The organism is Pseudomonas sp. W2I6, from assembly GCF_030815935.1.
Lineage (GTDB): Bacteria > Pseudomonadota > Gammaproteobacteria > Pseudomonadales > Pseudomonadaceae > Aquipseudomonas.
Window position 1 is genome coordinate 5,637,605 of the sequence record NZ_JAUSXJ010000001.1, and the last position, 15,914, is coordinate 5,653,518.

11 protein-coding genes, 6 tRNA genes and 3 rRNA genes are annotated in these 15,914 nt (G+C 54.7%); 3 read left to right on the plus strand and 17 right to left on the minus strand.

Translation table 11 applies throughout. From position 1 onward, the window contains the following. Positions 1–114 precede the first annotated feature (114 nt). The 15 genes from nusG to tyrS all read right to left on the minus strand — a co-directional run bounded on the left by nusG (position 115) and on the right by tyrS (position 11,008). Positions 115–648 carry a transcription termination/antitermination protein NusG gene (gene nusG, locus QF039_RS26095; protein ID WP_003176436.1) on the minus strand — a complete coding sequence of 178 codons (534 nt, stop codon included), beginning with the start codon at positions 646–648 and terminating at the stop codon, positions 115–117. Positions 649–657: 9 nt separating this feature from the next. Further along, positions 658–1,026 carry a preprotein translocase subunit SecE gene (gene secE / locus QF039_RS26100; RefSeq protein ID WP_003210099.1) on the minus strand — a complete coding sequence of 123 codons (369 nt, stop codon included), beginning with the start codon at positions 1,024–1,026 and terminating at the stop codon, positions 658–660. A 45-nt stretch (positions 1,027–1,071) separates the two neighbouring features. Then, positions 1,072–1,147 (minus strand) — tRNA-Trp (locus QF039_RS26105). Between the two features lie 163 nt (positions 1,148–1,310). Continuing rightward, positions 1,311–1,386: transfer RNA gene (locus QF039_RS26110), tRNA-Thr, on the minus strand. A gap of 26 nt (positions 1,387–1,412) precedes the next feature. Next, positions 1,413–1,486, minus strand: a tRNA-Gly gene (locus QF039_RS26115). A 23-nt stretch (positions 1,487–1,509) separates the two neighbouring features. Continuing rightward, positions 1,510–1,594: transfer RNA gene (locus QF039_RS26120), tRNA-Tyr, on the minus strand. A gap of 143 nt (positions 1,595–1,737) precedes the next feature. Beyond that, positions 1,738–2,184, minus strand: a complete 447-nt coding sequence (locus QF039_RS26125) for a hypothetical protein (protein WP_177068939.1) — start codon at positions 2,182–2,184, stop codon at positions 1,738–1,740. A 7-nt stretch (positions 2,185–2,191) separates the two neighbouring features. Then, on the minus strand, positions 2,192–2,941 hold the full coding sequence (locus QF039_RS26130) for a pantothenate kinase (protein ID WP_087692333.1): 750 nt from the start codon (positions 2,939–2,941) through the stop codon (positions 2,192–2,194). Then, positions 2,931–3,890, minus strand: coding sequence for a bifunctional biotin--[acetyl-CoA-carboxylase] ligase/biotin operon repressor BirA (gene birA, locus QF039_RS26135; protein ID WP_177055545.1), 960 nt, complete (start codon positions 3,888–3,890; stop codon positions 2,931–2,933). The genes QF039_RS26130 and birA overlap by 11 nt, the downstream gene beginning before the upstream one ends. A gap of 168 nt (positions 3,891–4,058) precedes the next feature. Further along, positions 4,059–4,174: ribosomal RNA gene (gene rrf / locus QF039_RS26140) — 5S ribosomal RNA — on the minus strand. A gap of 153 nt (positions 4,175–4,327) precedes the next feature. After that, positions 4,328–7,221, minus strand: a 23S ribosomal RNA gene (locus QF039_RS26145). A gap of 232 nt (positions 7,222–7,453) precedes the next feature. Beyond that, positions 7,454–7,529: transfer RNA gene (locus QF039_RS26150), tRNA-Ala, on the minus strand. Positions 7,530–7,559: 30 nt separating this feature from the next. Further along, positions 7,560–7,636: transfer RNA gene (locus QF039_RS26155), tRNA-Ile, on the minus strand. An 83-nt stretch (positions 7,637–7,719) separates the two neighbouring features. Further along, positions 7,720–9,256, minus strand: a 16S ribosomal RNA gene (locus tag QF039_RS26160). The 16S, 23S and 5S rRNA genes sit together here with 2 tRNA genes alongside, the layout of an rRNA operon. Before the next feature lie 552 nt (positions 9,257–9,808). Then, entirely contained in the window at positions 9,809–11,008 is a 1,200-nt protein-coding gene (tyrS, locus tag QF039_RS26165; protein WP_003210928.1) for a tyrosine--tRNA ligase, read from the minus strand. A gap of 211 nt (positions 11,009–11,219) precedes the next feature. Here tyrS and QF039_RS26170 point away from each other — a divergent pair, with 211 nt between their 5' ends. Together QF039_RS26170 and QF039_RS26175 are read left to right on the plus strand one after the other, a co-directional pair. Next, positions 11,220–12,635, plus strand: a complete 1,416-nt coding sequence (locus QF039_RS26170; protein ID WP_003210931.1) for a peptidoglycan DD-metalloendopeptidase family protein — start codon at positions 11,220–11,222, stop codon at positions 12,633–12,635. A 3-nt stretch (positions 12,636–12,638) separates the two neighbouring features. Then, positions 12,639–13,730 carry an anhydro-N-acetylmuramic acid kinase gene (locus QF039_RS26175; RefSeq protein WP_003210933.1) on the plus strand — a complete coding sequence of 364 codons (1,092 nt, stop codon included), beginning with the start codon at positions 12,639–12,641 and terminating at the stop codon, positions 13,728–13,730. A gap of 66 nt (positions 13,731–13,796) precedes the next feature. On the opposite strand, the gene erpA is transcribed toward QF039_RS26175, so the two are convergent. Further along, complete coding sequence (erpA, locus tag QF039_RS26180; protein ID WP_003176443.1) at positions 13,797–14,147, minus strand: iron-sulfur cluster insertion protein ErpA; 351 nt, start codon at positions 14,145–14,147, stop codon at positions 13,797–13,799. Between the two features lie 162 nt (positions 14,148–14,309). Next, positions 14,310–15,344: an N-acetyl-gamma-glutamyl-phosphate reductase gene (gene argC / locus QF039_RS26185; protein WP_003210935.1), complete on the minus strand. Its 1,035-nt coding sequence runs from the start codon at positions 15,342–15,344 to the stop codon at positions 14,310–14,312. A 136-nt stretch (positions 15,345–15,480) separates the two neighbouring features. On the opposite strand from argC, the gene hemJ reads away from it, so the two are divergent. Continuing rightward, positions 15,481–15,909 carry a protoporphyrinogen oxidase HemJ gene (hemJ, locus tag QF039_RS26190; RefSeq protein ID WP_003210937.1) on the plus strand — a complete coding sequence of 143 codons (429 nt, stop codon included), beginning with the start codon at positions 15,481–15,483 and terminating at the stop codon, positions 15,907–15,909. Positions 15,910–15,914 lie beyond the last annotated feature (5 nt).

Consider the following 15,914-nt stretch of genomic DNA (forward strand, 5'->3'; position numbering starts at 1 on the left):
GCACTCCAATTACGGGTTCGAACGCCTCGAAAGGCTCCCCGGTTACTTGCGCGTTTATCCCAGTGACGACAAAACCCCACAGCCTAAGGCTGCGGGGTTGGGATGCTTGCTCAGCTAGACTTTTTCGACCTGGCTGAACTCTAGCTCTACCGGAGTAGAGCGACCGAAAATGAGCACTGCCACTTGGATCCGGCTCTTTTCGTAGTTAACTTCTTCGACGGTGCCGTTAAAATCAGCGAACGGACCATCTGTGACACGAACAACCTCACCCGGCTCGAACAACGTCTTCGGCTTGGGCTTGTCGCTACCATCAGCAACGCGACGCAGAATTGCTTCTGCTTCTTTGTCAGTGATCGGAGCAGGCTTATCAGCGGTACCGCCGATGAAACCCATGACGCGAGGAGTGTCCTTGACCAAGTGCCAAGTACCCTCATTCATGTCCATTTGAACCAGCACGTAGCCAGGGAAGAACTTACGTTCGCTTTTGCGTTTCTGGCCATTACGCATTTCAACCACTTCTTCAGTGGGAACCAGAATTTCGCCGAAGCCATCTTCCATGCCTGCCAGCTTTACGCGCTCTAGCAAAGAGCGCATGACATGCTTCTCGTAACCCGAGTAAGCATGCACAACGTACCAACGCTTAGCCACGGGACACCCTTAGCCAACAATCAAGGAAACAAGCCAGCCGAGCAGGGAATCAAGCCCCCACAACAGCAACGCCATAACCAGAACAACAGCTACCACGATCAACGTGGTCTGCGTGGTTTCTTGGCGAGTCGGCCAAACGACTTTACGGATCTCGGTACGAGCTTCCTTCACCAGGACCGCAAACGACTTGCCTTTTGCAGTCTGCAGGCCAACAAAGGCAGCAACAGCAGCAAGGGCGAGCAATGCGAGGACACGGTACAGGATTGGCGACCCAGAGTAGTACTGGTTGCCAACAACGCCTACAACCACAACAGCGACTACTACAAGCCACTTGAGCAGATCGAAGCGAGAGCCTTGAGCTTCAGCCTTAGGAGTCATCTATGAAGATCCTGTGAAAAGAAAGCCAGACACACCAAGTGAATCTGGCAGGTCAGGAGGGAATCGAACCCCCAACCTACGGTTTTGGAGACCGTCGCTCTGCCAATTGAGCTACTGACCTAAAACAAAATCAGGCCGACAATTATGCCGATCTGAAAAAGACTTTACAACAACAAACCCCTGCAGACCTGAAACCCACCCAAACAAAACAGCGAGAGAGGGCATATTCAACCGGAGGTAGCTGTTAAAACAAAGGCAGATATTTTCATATCTGCCTTGTTATATGGAGCTCTTGAGCGGATTTGAACCGCTGACCTCACCCTTACCAAGGGTGTGCTCTACCAACTGAGCTACAAGAGCGAAACAACTTGCACAACCTGCAAACTTGGAGCGGGTAGCGGGAATCGAACCCGCATCATCAGCTTGGAAGGCTGAGGTTCTACCACTAAACTATACCCGCGGAGCTTGCAGCTCACGCTAAAATGGTGGAGGGGGAAGGATTCGAACCTTCGAAGTCGTAGACGTCAGATTTACAGTCTGATCCCTTTGGCCGCTCGGGAACCCCTCCTAAGCGAGCCGGCATTCTACATCATGCCAGCCTTCTGTCAAGCATTTTCTCATTAAAAAATATGAGGTTAGCTGCGTTGACCTTCGCTTCACCCTGTCGACCTAGAAGGTCTTCACTGCGAAGCGGGCGCCATTCTATGCAAACTATTCGAAGGTTGCAATGCCTTCGCACGGCATTATTTTATGTTTTAACTCATTGAATTCATTAACAAGGTTTTCAAAGGGCAGATCATCGGCCAGACGCCTGCTTTCAGGGGCCACTCGCAGCCAATATCCCGACGCATCAGGCAGGTTCAGAGACTGCAGCCTGACCTTGATATCCAGGCTCGTTAGGCGCTGCTCAACGGATTGAGCCTCTTTCTGATCAGGCAAACCGCCGATATACAAGCACGTCGCCTGCGCATCAGGCGCTTTTGCCCTGTCTCGCCGAACCATCGCATCAGCCGATTCGCTCAACAGGCGGATATCTTGCTGAGAACCACGATAGAGAGCCAAAGGCGTGACATCTTTAGCGCGCAGAGGGGCCTCCTGCTGATGCCAGATGTAATAGAAGACATTGAGGACCAGCAAAAGCAGAAACAGCCAACGCATAAAAACCTCAGGACAAAGGGCACGCCATCGCCAAGCCAACAAAAACCAGATCAGGGACAAGCCTACCGTGAGGCACAGCGTCAGCCACGAGCTCAGCGTCCCCACCGGTAAGGAAGACGGTAAAATCGCTCCCCCAATAGCTTCGAGCCAACTCCAGCTGGGTCAACACAAAGCCCCTCAGCATCAGCGTACAGCCGCGCTCTACAGCCTCCACAGTTGTGCGCCCTGGAGACAGCGCCTCAAGAGCCCGTTCAGCGGCGATATCGTCATAGCGTATTTTGCGGGTATGTGTTCGAAGCTGATTACGCATCAGCGGCATCCCCGGACAAATGAAACCGCCGAGATGCTCACCGTCTGCGGAAATGAAGTCTGCTGTTGCGGCGGTGCCAAAATCGAGCACCAGGCACGCGCCCGACGCCAGCTGAAACCCACCCAGCATCGCGAGCCAACGATCCAGTCCCAGGCGCTCGAAATCTTCGTACCCGTTCCGCACCCCACCCATCTGCCGCGCCGAAGCAGCACACAGCACCTTGACGCCAAATGCCTCGACCAGGGTAGCGACCAGTTGACTCGTCTCATCCGAAGCGCGAACACTCACCAGCCGGCAGTCTTTTAACGCAAGCCCCGTGAGCGCGAACAGGCTGTCGATCAGCGAGGCATCCGACCCAACGACACCTTCGGCAAAGATACGAGCCTTATCCGACTCAAGTACCCGCCATTTGATAAAGCTATTCCCACAGTCGAGCTCAAGAATCATCACGCAACCTCAGGCTTAGCTCACCACCGCTATATACTTTCTCAACACCATCCACGCTCAACCGCAATGCACCTTGCCCATCGACCCCCAGCACCACGCCGTCAATCCGGTTCACGCCCGCGATGAGCGATACAGGCCGGCCCTGCCATAAATGGCTTTGCTCCCACTCACCCTGGATTGCCGAAAAGCCAGATGCCTGGTGACGCTCAAGATAAGCCTGCAGCTGCACTCCAAGACGCGCTACCAGGTAGTTGCGATCAACAGCACTGCCGCTCTCCAACTGTACGGAGCTCCATTGCTGATCGACCTCATCCGCCTTCTGCATGTTCACGTTGATGCCGATACCAATAACGACGTGACAGACGTCAGCGGGATCCCCGACCAGTTCCAGGAGAATTCCGGCGATCTTTTTCTGCCCGACCAAAACGTCATTTGGCCACTTCAACCCTGCACCACGAACACCCGCGTCGCGCAGCGCCTGCATAACTGCAAGTCCGACCACCAGGCTTAGCCCTTCCAACTGACGCATGCCGCCTTCGATCCGCATCACAAGGCTGTAGTAGACGTTTTGAGCGAAAGGACTGACCCACTTTCGTCCGCGCCTTCCCCTGCCTGCAGTTTGCTGTTCTGAAAGCACAAGAAATGGCGCAGTGCGACCCGATTCAATCAGCCGCAATGCCTCGGCATTGGTAGAGTCAATGGAGTCAGAGATATGAACAGGCCATGCAGGAACAGGTACATGCCGAGCTATTTCATCGGCACTTAACAGTATCAGGGGCGCAGCCAACTGATACCCCCTGCCGCGCACTTTATGGATAGGTAGACCCAATTCCGCCTCGAGATGCTGAAGCTGCTTCCATACAGCACTGCGACTGACACCCAAGGCAGCACCGAGCGCCTCCCCGGAGTGGAATCGACCATCTTTTAGAAGTTTCAACAACGTCAGCATGCAGGTCTCGCCTCACAATGAGGCACGCATGATAGCCATGCATTAGGCCATTGCATAGAAAGGCAGGACGTTAGCATTGAAGATGCTTGAAATTCGACCGCCCAAATTTTCCGACCGCGCAAAACAAAACCCCTGACTGCATAAGCAATCAGGGGTTCTGGAATTTAATCTTGACGATGACCTACTCTCACATGGGGAAACCCCACACTACCATCGGCGATGCATCGTTTCACTGCTGAGTTCGGGATGGGATCAGGTGGTTCCAATGCTCTATGGTCGTCAAGAAATTCGGGTACTGAGTCGTGGCCAGTTGGCCTCGCTTCAGCAAATTGGGTATGTGATAGCTTTCGGTGTTTTGCAAGATCTCGAACTTTCGGTTCGTTTCGTCTTCACACACCGCAATCTGGTCTCTTCGACGCAAATTGCTTGGGTGTTATATGGTCAAGCCTCACGGGCAATTAGTATTGGTTAGCTCAACGCCTCACAGCGCTTACACACCCAACCTATCAACGTCGTAGTCTTCGACGGCCCTTCAGGGAACTCAAGGTTCCAGTGAGATCTCATCTTGAGGCTAGTTTCCCGCTTAGATGCTTTCAGCGGTTATCTATTCCGAACATAGCTACCCGGCAATGCCACTGGCGTGACAACCGGAACACCAGAGGTTCGTCCACTCCGGTCCTCTCGTACTAGGAGCAGCCCCTCTCAAATCTCAAACGTCCACGGCAGATAGGGACCGAACTGTCTCACGACGTTCTAAACCCAGCTCGCGTACCACTTTAAATGGCGAACAGCCATACCCTTGGGACCGGCTTCAGCCCCAGGATGTGATGAGCCGACATCGAGGTGCCAAACACCGCCGTCGATATGAACTCTTGGGCGGTATCAGCCTGTTATCCCCGGAGTACCTTTTATCCGTTGAGCGATGGCCCTTCCATACAGAACCACCGGATCACTAAGACCTACTTTCGTACCTGCTCGACGTGTCTGTCTCGCAGTCAAGCGCGCTTTTGCCTTTATACTCTACGACCGATTTCCGACCGGTCTGAGCGCACCTTCGTACTCCTCCGTTACTCTTTAGGAGGAGACCGCCCCAGTCAAACTACCCACCATACACTGTCCTCGATCCGGATAACGGACCTGAGTTAGAACCTCAAAGTTGCCAGGGTGGTATTTCAAGGTTGGCTCCACGCGAACTGGCGTCCACGCTTCAAAGCCTCCCACCTATCCTACACAAGCAAATTCAAAGTCCAGTGCAAAGCTATAGTAAAGGTTCACGGGGTCTTTCCGTCTAGCCGCGGATACACTGCATCTTCACAGCGATTTCAATTTCACTGAGTCTCGGGTGGAGACAGCGCCGCCATCGTTACGCCATTCGTGCAGGTCGGAACTTACCCGACAAGGAATTTCGCTACCTTAGGACCGTTATAGTTACGGCCGCCGTTTACCGGGGCTTCGATCAAGAGCTTCGCGTTAGCTAACCCCATCAATTAACCTTCCGGCACCGGGCAGGCGTCACACCCTATACGTCCACTTTCGTGTTTGCAGAGTGCTGTGTTTTTAATAAACAGTCGCAGCGGCCTGGTATCTTCGACCGGCATGAGCTTACGGAGCAAGTCCTTCACCCTCACCGGCGCACCTTCTCCCGAAGTTACGGTGCCATTTTGCCTAGTTCCTTCACCCGAGTTCTCTCAAGCGCCTTGGTATTCTCTACCCAACCACCTGTGTCGGTTTGGGGTACGGTTCCTGGTTACCTGAAGCTTAGAAGCTTTTCTTGGAAGCATGGCATCAACCACTTCGTCATCTAAAAGATAACTCGTCATCAGCTCTCGGCCTTAGAATCCCGGATTTACCTAAGATTCCAGCCTACCACCTTAAACTTGGACAACCAACGCCAAGCTGGCCTAGCCTTCTCCGTCCCTCCATCGCAATAACCAGAAGTACAGGAATATTAACCTGTTTTCCATCGACTACGCTTTTCAGCCTCGCCTTAGGGACCGACTAACCCTGCGTCGATTAACGTTGCGCAGGAAACCTTGGTCTTTCGGCGTGGGTGTTTTTCACACCCATTATCGTTACTCATGTCAGCATTCGCACTTCTGATACCTCCAGCAAGCTTCTCAACTCACCTTCACAGGCTTACAGAACGCTCCTCTACCGCATCATCCGAAGATGATACCCGTAGCTTCGGTGTATGGTTTGAGCCCCGTTACATCTTCCGCGCAGGCCGACTCGACTAGTGAGCTATTACGCTTTCTTTAAAGGGTGGCTGCTTCTAAGCCAACCTCCTAGCTGTCTAAGCCTTCCCACATCGTTTCCCACTTAACCATAACTTTGGGACCTTAGCTGACGGTCTGGGTTGTTTCCCTTTTCACGACGGACGTTAGCACCCGCCGTGTGTCTCCCATGCTCGGCACTTGTAGGTATTCGGAGTTTGCATCGGTTTGGTAAGTCGGGATGACCCCCTAGCCGAAACAGTGCTCTACCCCCTACAGTGATACATGAGGCGCTACCTAAATAGCTTTCGAGGAGAACCAGCTATCTCCGAGCTTGATTAGCCTTTCACTCCGATCCACAGGTCATCCGCTAACTTTTCAACGGTAGTCGGTTCGGTCCTCCAGTTAGTGTTACCCAACCTTCAACCTGCCCATGGATAGATCGCCCGGTTTCGGGTCTATTCCCAGCGACTAGACGCCCTATTAAGACTCGCTTTCGCTACGCCTCCCCTATTCGGTTAAGCTCGCCACTGAAAATAAGTCGCTGACCCATTATACAAAAGGTACGCAGTCACAGAACAAAGTCTGCTCCCACTGCTTGTACGCATACGGTTTCAGGATCTATTTCACTCCCCTCTCCGGGGTTCTTTTCGCCTTTCCCTCACGGTACTAGTTCACTATCGGTCAGTCAGTAGTATTTAGCCTTGGAGGATGGTCCCCCCATATTCAGACAAAGTTTCTCGTGCTCCGTCCTACTCGATTTCATGACTAAGAGATTTTCGCGTACAGGGCTATCACCCACTATGGCCGCACTTTCCAGAGCGTTCCGCTAATCTCAAAGCCACTTAAGGGCTAGTCCCCGTTCGCTCGCCACTACTAAGGGAATCTCGGTTGATTTCTTTTCCTCAGGGTACTTAGATGTTTCAGTTCCCCTGGTTCGCTCCATACACCTATGTATTCAGTGTAAGGTAACCATCTTATGATGGTTGGGTTCCCCCATTCAGACATCTCCGGATCAAAGTCTGTTTGCCGACTCCCCGAAGCTTTTCGCAGGCTACCACGTCTTTCATCGCCTCTGACTGCCAAGGCATCCACCGTATGCGCTTCTTCACTTGACCATATAACCCCAAGCAATCTGGTTATACTGTGAAGACGACATTCGCCGAAAATTCGCAATTACTTACAAATTTTACCTTAGCCTGATCCGTTACCAGTGAAAGTAACGTTCAGTCTATCTTTCTATCACATACCCAAATTTTTAAAGAACGATCTAATCAAAGACTAGAAATCAACATTCACCATCACAGTGATGGAATGCTCATTTCTAAGCTTTCAAGACAGAAGCAGTAGTGGTGGAGCCAAACGGGATCGAACCGTTGACCTCCTGCGTGCAAGGCAGGCGCTCTCCCAGCTGAGCTATGGCCCCGTATTTCTACAGGCGTTTCCCACACAAAATTGGTGGGTCTGGGCAGATTCGAACTGCCGACCTCACCCTTATCAGGGGTGCGCTCTAACCAACTGAGCTACAGACCCAATTTCGGGCTGCTTCTTTATCGTCTTCTTCAATGAATCAAGCAATTCGTGTGGGAACTTATGGAGCAGCTGATGTCGTCGATTAAGGAGGTGATCCAGCCGCAGGTTCCCCTACGGCTACCTTGTTACGACTTCACCCCAGTCATGAATCACACCGTGGTAACCGTCCTCCCGAAGGTTAGACTAGCTACTTCTGGTGCAACCCACTCCCATGGTGTGACGGGCGGTGTGTACAAGGCCCGGGAACGTATTCACCGCGACATTCTGATTCGCGATTACTAGCGATTCCGACTTCACGCAGTCGAGTTGCAGACTGCGATCCGGACTACGATCGGTTTTCTGGGATTAGCTCCACCTCGCGGCTTGGCAACCCTCTGTACCGACCATTGTAGCACGTGTGTAGCCCAGGCCGTAAGGGCCATGATGACTTGACGTCATCCCCACCTTCCTCCGGTTTGTCACCGGCAGTCTCCTTAGAGTGCCCACCATTACGTGCTGGTAACTAAGGACAAGGGTTGCGCTCGTTACGGGACTTAACCCAACATCTCACGACACGAGCTGACGACAGCCATGCAGCACCTGTCTCAATGTTCCCGAAGGCACCAATCTATCTCTAGAAAGTTCATTGGATGTCAAGGCCTGGTAAGGTTCTTCGCGTTGCTTCGAATTAAACCACATGCTCCACCGCTTGTGCGGGCCCCCGTCAATTCATTTGAGTTTTAACCTTGCGGCCGTACTCCCCAGGCGGTCAACTTAATGCGTTAGCTGCGCCACTAAGAGCTCAAGGCTCCCAACGGCTAGTTGACATCGTTTACGGCGTGGACTACCAGGGTATCTAATCCTGTTTGCTCCCCACGCTTTCGCACCTCAGTGTCAGTATCAGTCCAGGTGGTCGCCTTCGCCACTGGTGTTCCTTCCTATATCTACGCATTTCACCGCTACACAGGAAATTCCACCACCCTCTACCATACTCTAGCTCGTCAGTTTTGAATGCAGTTCCCAGGTTGAGCCCGGGGATTTCACATCCAACTTAACGAACCACCTACGCGCGCTTTACGCCCAGTAATTCCGATTAACGCTTGCACCCTCTGTATTACCGCGGCTGCTGGCACAGAGTTAGCCGGTGCTTATTCTGTCGGTAACGTCAAAACAGCAAAGTATTAATTTACTGCCCTTCCTCCCAACTTAAAGTGCTTTACAATCCGAAGACCTTCTTCACACACGCGGCATGGCTGGATCAGGCTTTCGCCCATTGTCCAATATTCCCCACTGCTGCCTCCCGTAGGAGTCTGGACCGTGTCTCAGTTCCAGTGTGACTGATCATCCTCTCAGACCAGTTACGGATCGTCGCCTTGGTGAGCCATTACCCCACCAACTAGCTAATCCGACCTAGGCTCATCTGATAGCGCAAGGCCCGAAGGTCCCCTGCTTTCTCCCGTAGGACGTATGCGGTATTAGCGTCCGTTTCCGGACGTTATTCCCCACTACCAGGCAGATTCCTAGGCATTACTCACCCGTCCGCCGCTCTCAAGAGAAGCAAGCTTCTCTCTACCGCTCGACTTGCATGTGTTAGGCCTGCCGCCAGCGTTCAATCTGAGCCATGATCAAACTCTTCAGTTCAAACATCTTTGGGTTTTTAAGAAACCCTAAACTTGGCTCAGCAATCGTTGGTTACATCTTTGATTTCTCGCGGAGTAACTTGTGATGCTGATAATCTTGTTGACTATCAGTCTGACTCCACAAGCACCCACACGAATTGCTTGATTCAGTTGTTAAAGAGCGGTTGGTTAAGATCTTTCGTCTCAACCGAGGCGCGCATTCTACAGCAGCCTCATTTGCTGTCAAGTGATTATTTTCAGAAGTTTTCAAAGTTTCCTTTGTAACTTCAACCACTTGCGCTTCCGATCTCTCGTTAGCGGGAGGCGAATTCTACAGCGTTACACGCTGCTGTCAACACCTCTTTTTCTCCGCTTTCGACCGAGAAGATCGAACCGTTAACAGGGCCAAACAACACTGCCTTACTAACTCCTTCTGGGCTTCGATGATCTGAAGCAGCTCGCCGCCGAAACCTACATAACTCTTTGTTTACCAAGGAGTTTTCCGTTTCGACTGCGCCGGAAGTGGGGCGAATTATAGACAGATATAAAACGCCGTCAACAGTTAATTTCAGGTTTATTCGGATTTAAGCGTAATACGCGCAAATGCCTTCTTGCCGGCCTGGCAAACGTGGGTCGCGCCCAGTTCGTATATAAAGGTGCGATCGACAACCTCACCATCTATACGTACACCGCCAGACCCCAGAAGGTCGCGCGCCACCGCCGAGTTCTTCACCAGGCCCGCCTTATTAAGGACGGCAGCGATCGGCATTGCCTCGCCAGCAGTCAATTCAATCTCAGGCAGATCATCCGGCAGCTCGCCATCCTTCATACGGTTACCCGCAGCACGGTGAGCACTGGCCGCAGCCTCTTCACCATGGAAGCGCGCAACAATCTCTTCAGCCAGCTTGATCTTCACATCCCGCGGGTTAGCCCCAGCTTCCACTTCAGCACGCAATGCATTGATCTCATCCATCGAGCGGAAACTCAACAGTTCGAAGTAACGCCACATCAGCGCATCCGGAATCGAAACCAACTTGCCGTACATCACACCCGGCGCTTCCTGGATACCAACGTAGTTACCCAAGGACTTGGACATCTTCTTGACGCCATCCAGCCCTTCCAGCAACGGCATCGTCAGAATGCACTGAGCCTCTTGCCCATACGCACGCTGCAGCTCACGCCCCATCAGCAGGTTGAACTTCTGATCAGTACCGCCCAGCTCGACATCGGCACGCAACGCCACCGAGTCATACCCTTGAACCAATGGGTACAGGAACTCATGGATAGCGATCGGCTGATTAGTGGAGTAGCGCTTATCGAAGTCATCGCGCTCGAGCATGCGAGCAACGGTGTACTGGGACGTAAGACGAATGAAATCCGCCGGCCCCATCTGATCCATCCAGGTGGAGTTGAAGGCCACCTCGGTCTTGGCCGGATCAAGAATCTTGAAGACCTGGGTCTTGTAGGTCTCGGCGTTATCGAGAACCTGCTCACGGGTCAGCGGCGGACGCGTAGCGCTCTTGCCGCTCGGATCGCCGATCATCCCGGTGAAGTCACCTATAAGGAAGATTACCTGATGCCCCAGTTCCTGGAACTGGCGCAGCTTATTAATAAGCACCGTATGCCCAAGGTGCAGATCCGGCGCCGTCGGATCAAAGCCGGCCTTAATACGCAGGGGCTGGCCACGCTTGAGCTTTTCGATCAGCTCAGCTTCGACCAACAGTTCTTCCGCACCACGTTTGATCAGCGCTAGCTGCTCTTCAACCGACTTCATAACAGACCCGCAAGGCTCAGATTCAAAAGGGAACCAACCATACAAGATCAGGGACTAATTACAAGTTTTGCCCTGCGCACGGACACCGTTCAGCAAGCCCAGCGTTCGCAAGCTTGCACCACAGATGATTTGGTTATATTTTATACAGTTATTTCATCTTCATCATGTCATTCATCTTTTCCAATTCATCTTTTCAAAGTCAAAATTACTTATGACCACAGAACCGTCTAAAGCGCCGCCGCTTTACCCGAAGACCCACCTGCTCGCCGCAAGTGGGATCGCCGCCCTTCTGAGCCTGGCACTCCTGGTATTTCCTTCCAGCGACGTAGAAGCCAAACGAACGACCCTAAGCCTTGACCTTGAAAGTCCGGTTGAGCAACTGACACAAGATCAAGACGCTTCCGACGCACTTCAAGCCACAAATGGCGCAGCCGAATCGCCGTTTGCCCAGATCGAAAGCAGCGCCGAAGACACCAAGGAAACCGCGCAGGCCGAACCTGCGGTAGTAGAGGCACCCAAGAACCCGCTGCACCGGGAAGTCATTGTTGCCAAGGGCGACACCCTTTCGACCCTGTTCGAAAAGGTCGGCCTCCCCGCCGCGACGGTCAACGATGTACTGGCAAGCGACAAGCAGGCCAAGCAATTCACCCAACTCAAGCATGGCCAGAAGCTTGAATTCGAACTGGCGCCCGACGGCCAGTTGACCAACCTGCACAGCAACGTCAGCGACCTGGAAAGCATCACCCTGACCAAAGGCGCCAAGGGCTTTGCGTTCAACCGCATCACCACCAAGCCGGTCATGCGCTCCGCCTATGTACACGGCGTGATCAACAGCTCGCTGTCGCAGTCCGCCGCCCGCGCCGGCCTGTCCCACAGCATGACCATGGACATGGCCAGCGTGTTTGGCTACGACATCGACTTCGCCCAGGACATTCGCCAGGGTGACGAATTCGACGTGATCTACGAACAGAAGGTCGCCAACGGCAAGGTCGTCGGCACCGGTAACATCCTTTCTGCGCGGTTTACCAACCGTGGCAAGACCTACACCGCCGTGCGCTACACCAACAAACAAGGCAACAGCAGCTACTACACCGCCGACGGCAACAGCATGCGCAAGGCGTTCATCCGTACCCCGGTTGACTTCGCCCGTATTAGCTCGCGTTTCTCGATGGGTCGCAAGCATCCAATTCTGAACAAAATTCGCGCTCACAAAGGCGTCGACTACGCCGCCCCGCGTGGCACGCCGATCAAGGCTGCCGGTGACGGCAAGGTCTTGCTGGCCGGTCGCCGTGGCGGCTACGGCAACACCGTGATCATCCAGCACGGGGCCACCTACCGTACGCTGTATGGCCATATGCAAGGTTTCGCCAAGGGCATCCAGACCGGCGGCAACGTCAAGCAGGGCCAGGTGATCGGTTACATCGGCACTACGGGGCTGTCCACCGGCCCGCACTTGCACTACGAGTTCCAGGTCAACGGCGTGCACGTCGACCCACTGGGCCAGAAGCTGCCAATGGCCGACCCGATCGCCAAGGCCGAGCGCGCCCGCTTCCTGCAGCAGAGCCAGCCATTGATGGCCCGCATGGACCAGGAGCGCTCTACTCTCCTGGCTTCGGCGAAGCGCTAAGCCATGTCGCTCTATATAGGTGTGATGTCCGGGACCAGCCTTGATGGCCTGGACATTGCGCTGATCGAGCAAGGCCCGGCGATCAAGCTGATCGCCACCCACTACATCCCCATGCCTGAATCCCTGCGTTCCGAGCTGCTTGGCCTGTGCGCCAGCGGCCCGGACGAGATTGCCCGTTCGGCGCTCGCGCAGCAGAACTGGGTGACGCTTGCCGCCCAAGGTATTCACGCCCTACTCGATCAGCAGAACCTCAAGCCCCAGGACATTCGAGCGATTGGCAGCCACGGCCAAACCATTCGTCACGAACCTGCACGGGGTTTTACCGTGCAGATCGGCAACCCGGCGCTGCTCACCGAATTGACGGAAATCACCGTCGTCAGTGATTTCCGTAGCCGCGATGTCGCCGCCGGAGGCCAAGGCGCCCCGCTGGTGCCTGCATTTCATGAGGCACTGTTTGGCGAGCGTACGGGCAACCGCGCCGTACTGAATGTGGGCGGCTTCAGCAACCTCAGCCTGATCGAGACCGGCAAACCGGTCGCGGGCTTCGACTGCGGCCCGGGGAATGTCCTGCTGGATGCCTGGATTCACCAGCAACGCGGCGAGAACTTCGACCGCGATGGCCAGTGGGCTGCCAGCGGGAAGGTTGAACCCCAGCTACTCAAGGCATTGCTCAGCGATCCGTTCTTTGTGACCAAAGGGCCAAAAAGCACCGGTCGCGAAGTCTTCAACCTGGGATGGCTTGAGCATCACCTGGGACGATTGCCGCCATTCGCAGCCCAGGACGTGCAAGCCACATTGCTCGAGCTGACTGCCCTGACCATCGTCGAATCCCTGCAAACCGCCCAACCACAGACCGAAACCCTGCTGGTCTGCGGCGGCGGCGCCCACAACGCAACCTTGATGAGCCGCCTGAGCGCCCTGCTGCCGGCGACCCAGGTCAGCAGCACCGCCACCTGCGGCGTAGACCCTGACTGGGTCGAAGCCATGGCGTTCGCCTGGCTGGCCCATTGCTGCCTGGAAGGCATCGCCGCCAACCGCCCCAGCGTCACCGGCGCCCGCGGCCTTCGTGTACTCGGCGCGATCTACCCCGCCTGAATCCCACACAGCAAAACGCCGCTTGGCCCTATCAAGGCCAAGCGGCGTTTTTATATCCGCTGTCGATCAGATCGAGAACGAAGACCCGCAACCACAAGTGGTGGTGGCATTCGGGTTCTTGATCACGAAGCGCGAACCTTCCAGACCTTCCTGATAGTCCACCTCGGCTCCTGCCAGGTACTGGAAGCTCATCGGATCGACAACCAGGCTGACGCCCTCGCGCTCAACGATGGTGTCGTCATCGGCCACGTCTTCATCGAAGGTAAAACCGTACTGAAACCCTGAACAACCGCCGCCCGTAACAAATACGCGCAGCTTCAAGCGATCATTACCCTCTTCATCGACCAGGCTCTTCACCTTGTGCGCAGCACCGTGGGTGAATTGCAAAGCCGTGGGGGTGAAGGATTCAACGCTCATGCTGATAATCTCCCGGCGTAGCGCCGCCATATGCGTGATGGCGGGCATTATCCGCTTCTCCTAGAAAAGCGGTCAACTATTGTTACGGTATATCAATCTGCGCAGCGGCCATTAAAAACACGAAAGGCCCGATCAACGGGCCTTTGCGCAACAGCAGAAAATTTACGGCAGCATGCCCGCGTGGGACAGGCCCAGCTTCTCATCCAGGCCAAACAGGATGTTCATGTTCTGCACAGCCTGGCCCGAAGCGCCCTTGACCAGGTTGTCGATGACCGACAATACCACCACCAGGTCACCATCCTGTGGACGATGCACTGCGATACGGCAAACGTTGGCACCGCGCACGCTGCGGGTCTCCGGGTGGCTGCCCGCCGGCATCACATCGACGAACGGCTCATTGGCGTAGCGCTTTTCAAACAGCGCCTGCAGGTCTACCGAGCGATCAACGACTGTCGCATACAGTGTGGAGTGGATCCCGCGGATCATCGGTGTCAGGTGCGGAACAAACGTCAGGCCGACATCCTTGCCCGCAGCACGACGCAGCCCCTGGCGAATTTCCGGCAAGTGACGATGGCCTTTGACTGCATAGGCTTTCATGCTTTCCGACGTCTCGGAGTAAAGCGAACCTACAGCGGCCCCACGACCAGCACCACTGACGCCCGACTTGCAGTCAGCAATCAGCCGCGATGCATCCGCCAGCCCGGCTTCCAGCAATGGCAGGAAACCCAACTGCGTAGCCGTCGGATAGCAACCCGGCACAGCGATCAGGCGTGCTTGCTTGATCTGCTCACGATTGACTTCCGGCAGGCCGTACACCGCCTCTTCCAGCAACTGCGGTGCACCGTGAGGCTGGCCGTACCACTTGGCCCACTCATCGGCGTCCTGCAGGCGGAAGTCTGCCGACAAGTCGATCACCTTGGTACCGGCGGCCAGCAACTCGCCCGCCAGGGCATGGGCCACACCGTGAGGCGTGGCAAAGAACACCACATCACACGCGCCCAGGGTCTTGATATCCGGAACGCTGAACGCCAGGCCGTCATAGTGGCCTCGCAGGTTCGGGTACATATCGGCCACGGCCAGGCCGGCCTCGGATCGGGAAGTGATCACCACCACCTCAGCTTGCGGATGCTGAGCCAACAGACGCAGCAATTCGACACCGGTGTAACCCGTGCCGCCGACGATACCGACCTTGACCATAAACCTGCCCTCAACGAACCCACTGGAAAGCCGTCGATAATAGGGTTCGTATCGTCCTGCGACAACCTTCAACATGACGTGTAGACGCAAGAGCCACTACTATCTTCAGCTACCGTGAACCTGGGAATAACTAAAAATGCTTTATCTATGGGTCAAAGCCTTTCATATCGTCAGCATCGTCTGCTGGTTTGCCGCGCTGTTCTACCTTCCGCGCCTGTTCGTCTACCACGCCCAAAGCGAGGACACCATCAGCAAGGAACGCTTCAGCGTGATGGAGCGCAAGCTGTACCGCGGCATCATGGGCCCGGCGATGATCGCCAGCCTGGTGTTCGGCGGATGGCTGATCTACCTCAACCCGGCCATCTTTCAATCCGGCGGGTGGATCCACGCCAAGTTGACCCTGGTAGTACTGCTCATCGGCTACCACCATATGTGCGGCGCGCAGGTAAAACGTTTCGCCCGTGGCGAAAACACCCGCAGCCATGTCTTTTATCGCTGGTTCAATGAAGTGCCAGTTCTGATATTGCTGGCTATCGTAATTTTGGTCGTGGTCAAACCGTTCTAATCTCT

Coding starts and splice junctions, on each gene's coding strand:
- QF039_RS26130 (WP_087692333.1), bottom strand. CDS start 2,941: ATGATTCTTGAGCTCGACTGTGGGAATAGCTTTATCAAATGGCGGGTA.
- QF039_RS26175 (WP_003210933.1), top strand. CDS start 12,639: ATGTCGCTCTATATAGGTGTGATGTCCGGGACCAGCCTTGATGGCCTG.
- tyrS (WP_003210928.1), bottom strand. CDS start 11,008: ATGAAGTCGGTTGAAGAGCAGCTAGCGCTGATCAAACGTGGTGCGGAA.
- hemJ (WP_003210937.1), top strand. CDS start 15,481: ATGCTTTATCTATGGGTCAAAGCCTTTCATATCGTCAGCATCGTCTGC.
- birA (WP_177055545.1), bottom strand. CDS start 3,890: ATGCTGACGTTGTTGAAACTTCTAAAAGATGGTCGATTCCACTCCGGG.
- QF039_RS26125 (WP_177068939.1), bottom strand. CDS start 2,184: ATGCGTTGGCTGTTTCTGCTTTTGCTGGTCCTCAATGTCTTCTATTAC.
- QF039_RS26170 (WP_003210931.1), top strand. CDS start 11,220: ATGACCACAGAACCGTCTAAAGCGCCGCCGCTTTACCCGAAGACCCAC.
- argC (WP_003210935.1), bottom strand. CDS start 15,344: ATGGTCAAGGTCGGTATCGTCGGCGGCACGGGTTACACCGGTGTCGAA.
- secE (WP_003210099.1), bottom strand. CDS start 1,026: ATGACTCCTAAGGCTGAAGCTCAAGGCTCTCGCTTCGATCTGCTCAAG.
- erpA (WP_003176443.1), bottom strand. CDS start 14,147: ATGAGCGTTGAATCCTTCACCCCCACGGCTTTGCAATTCACCCACGGT.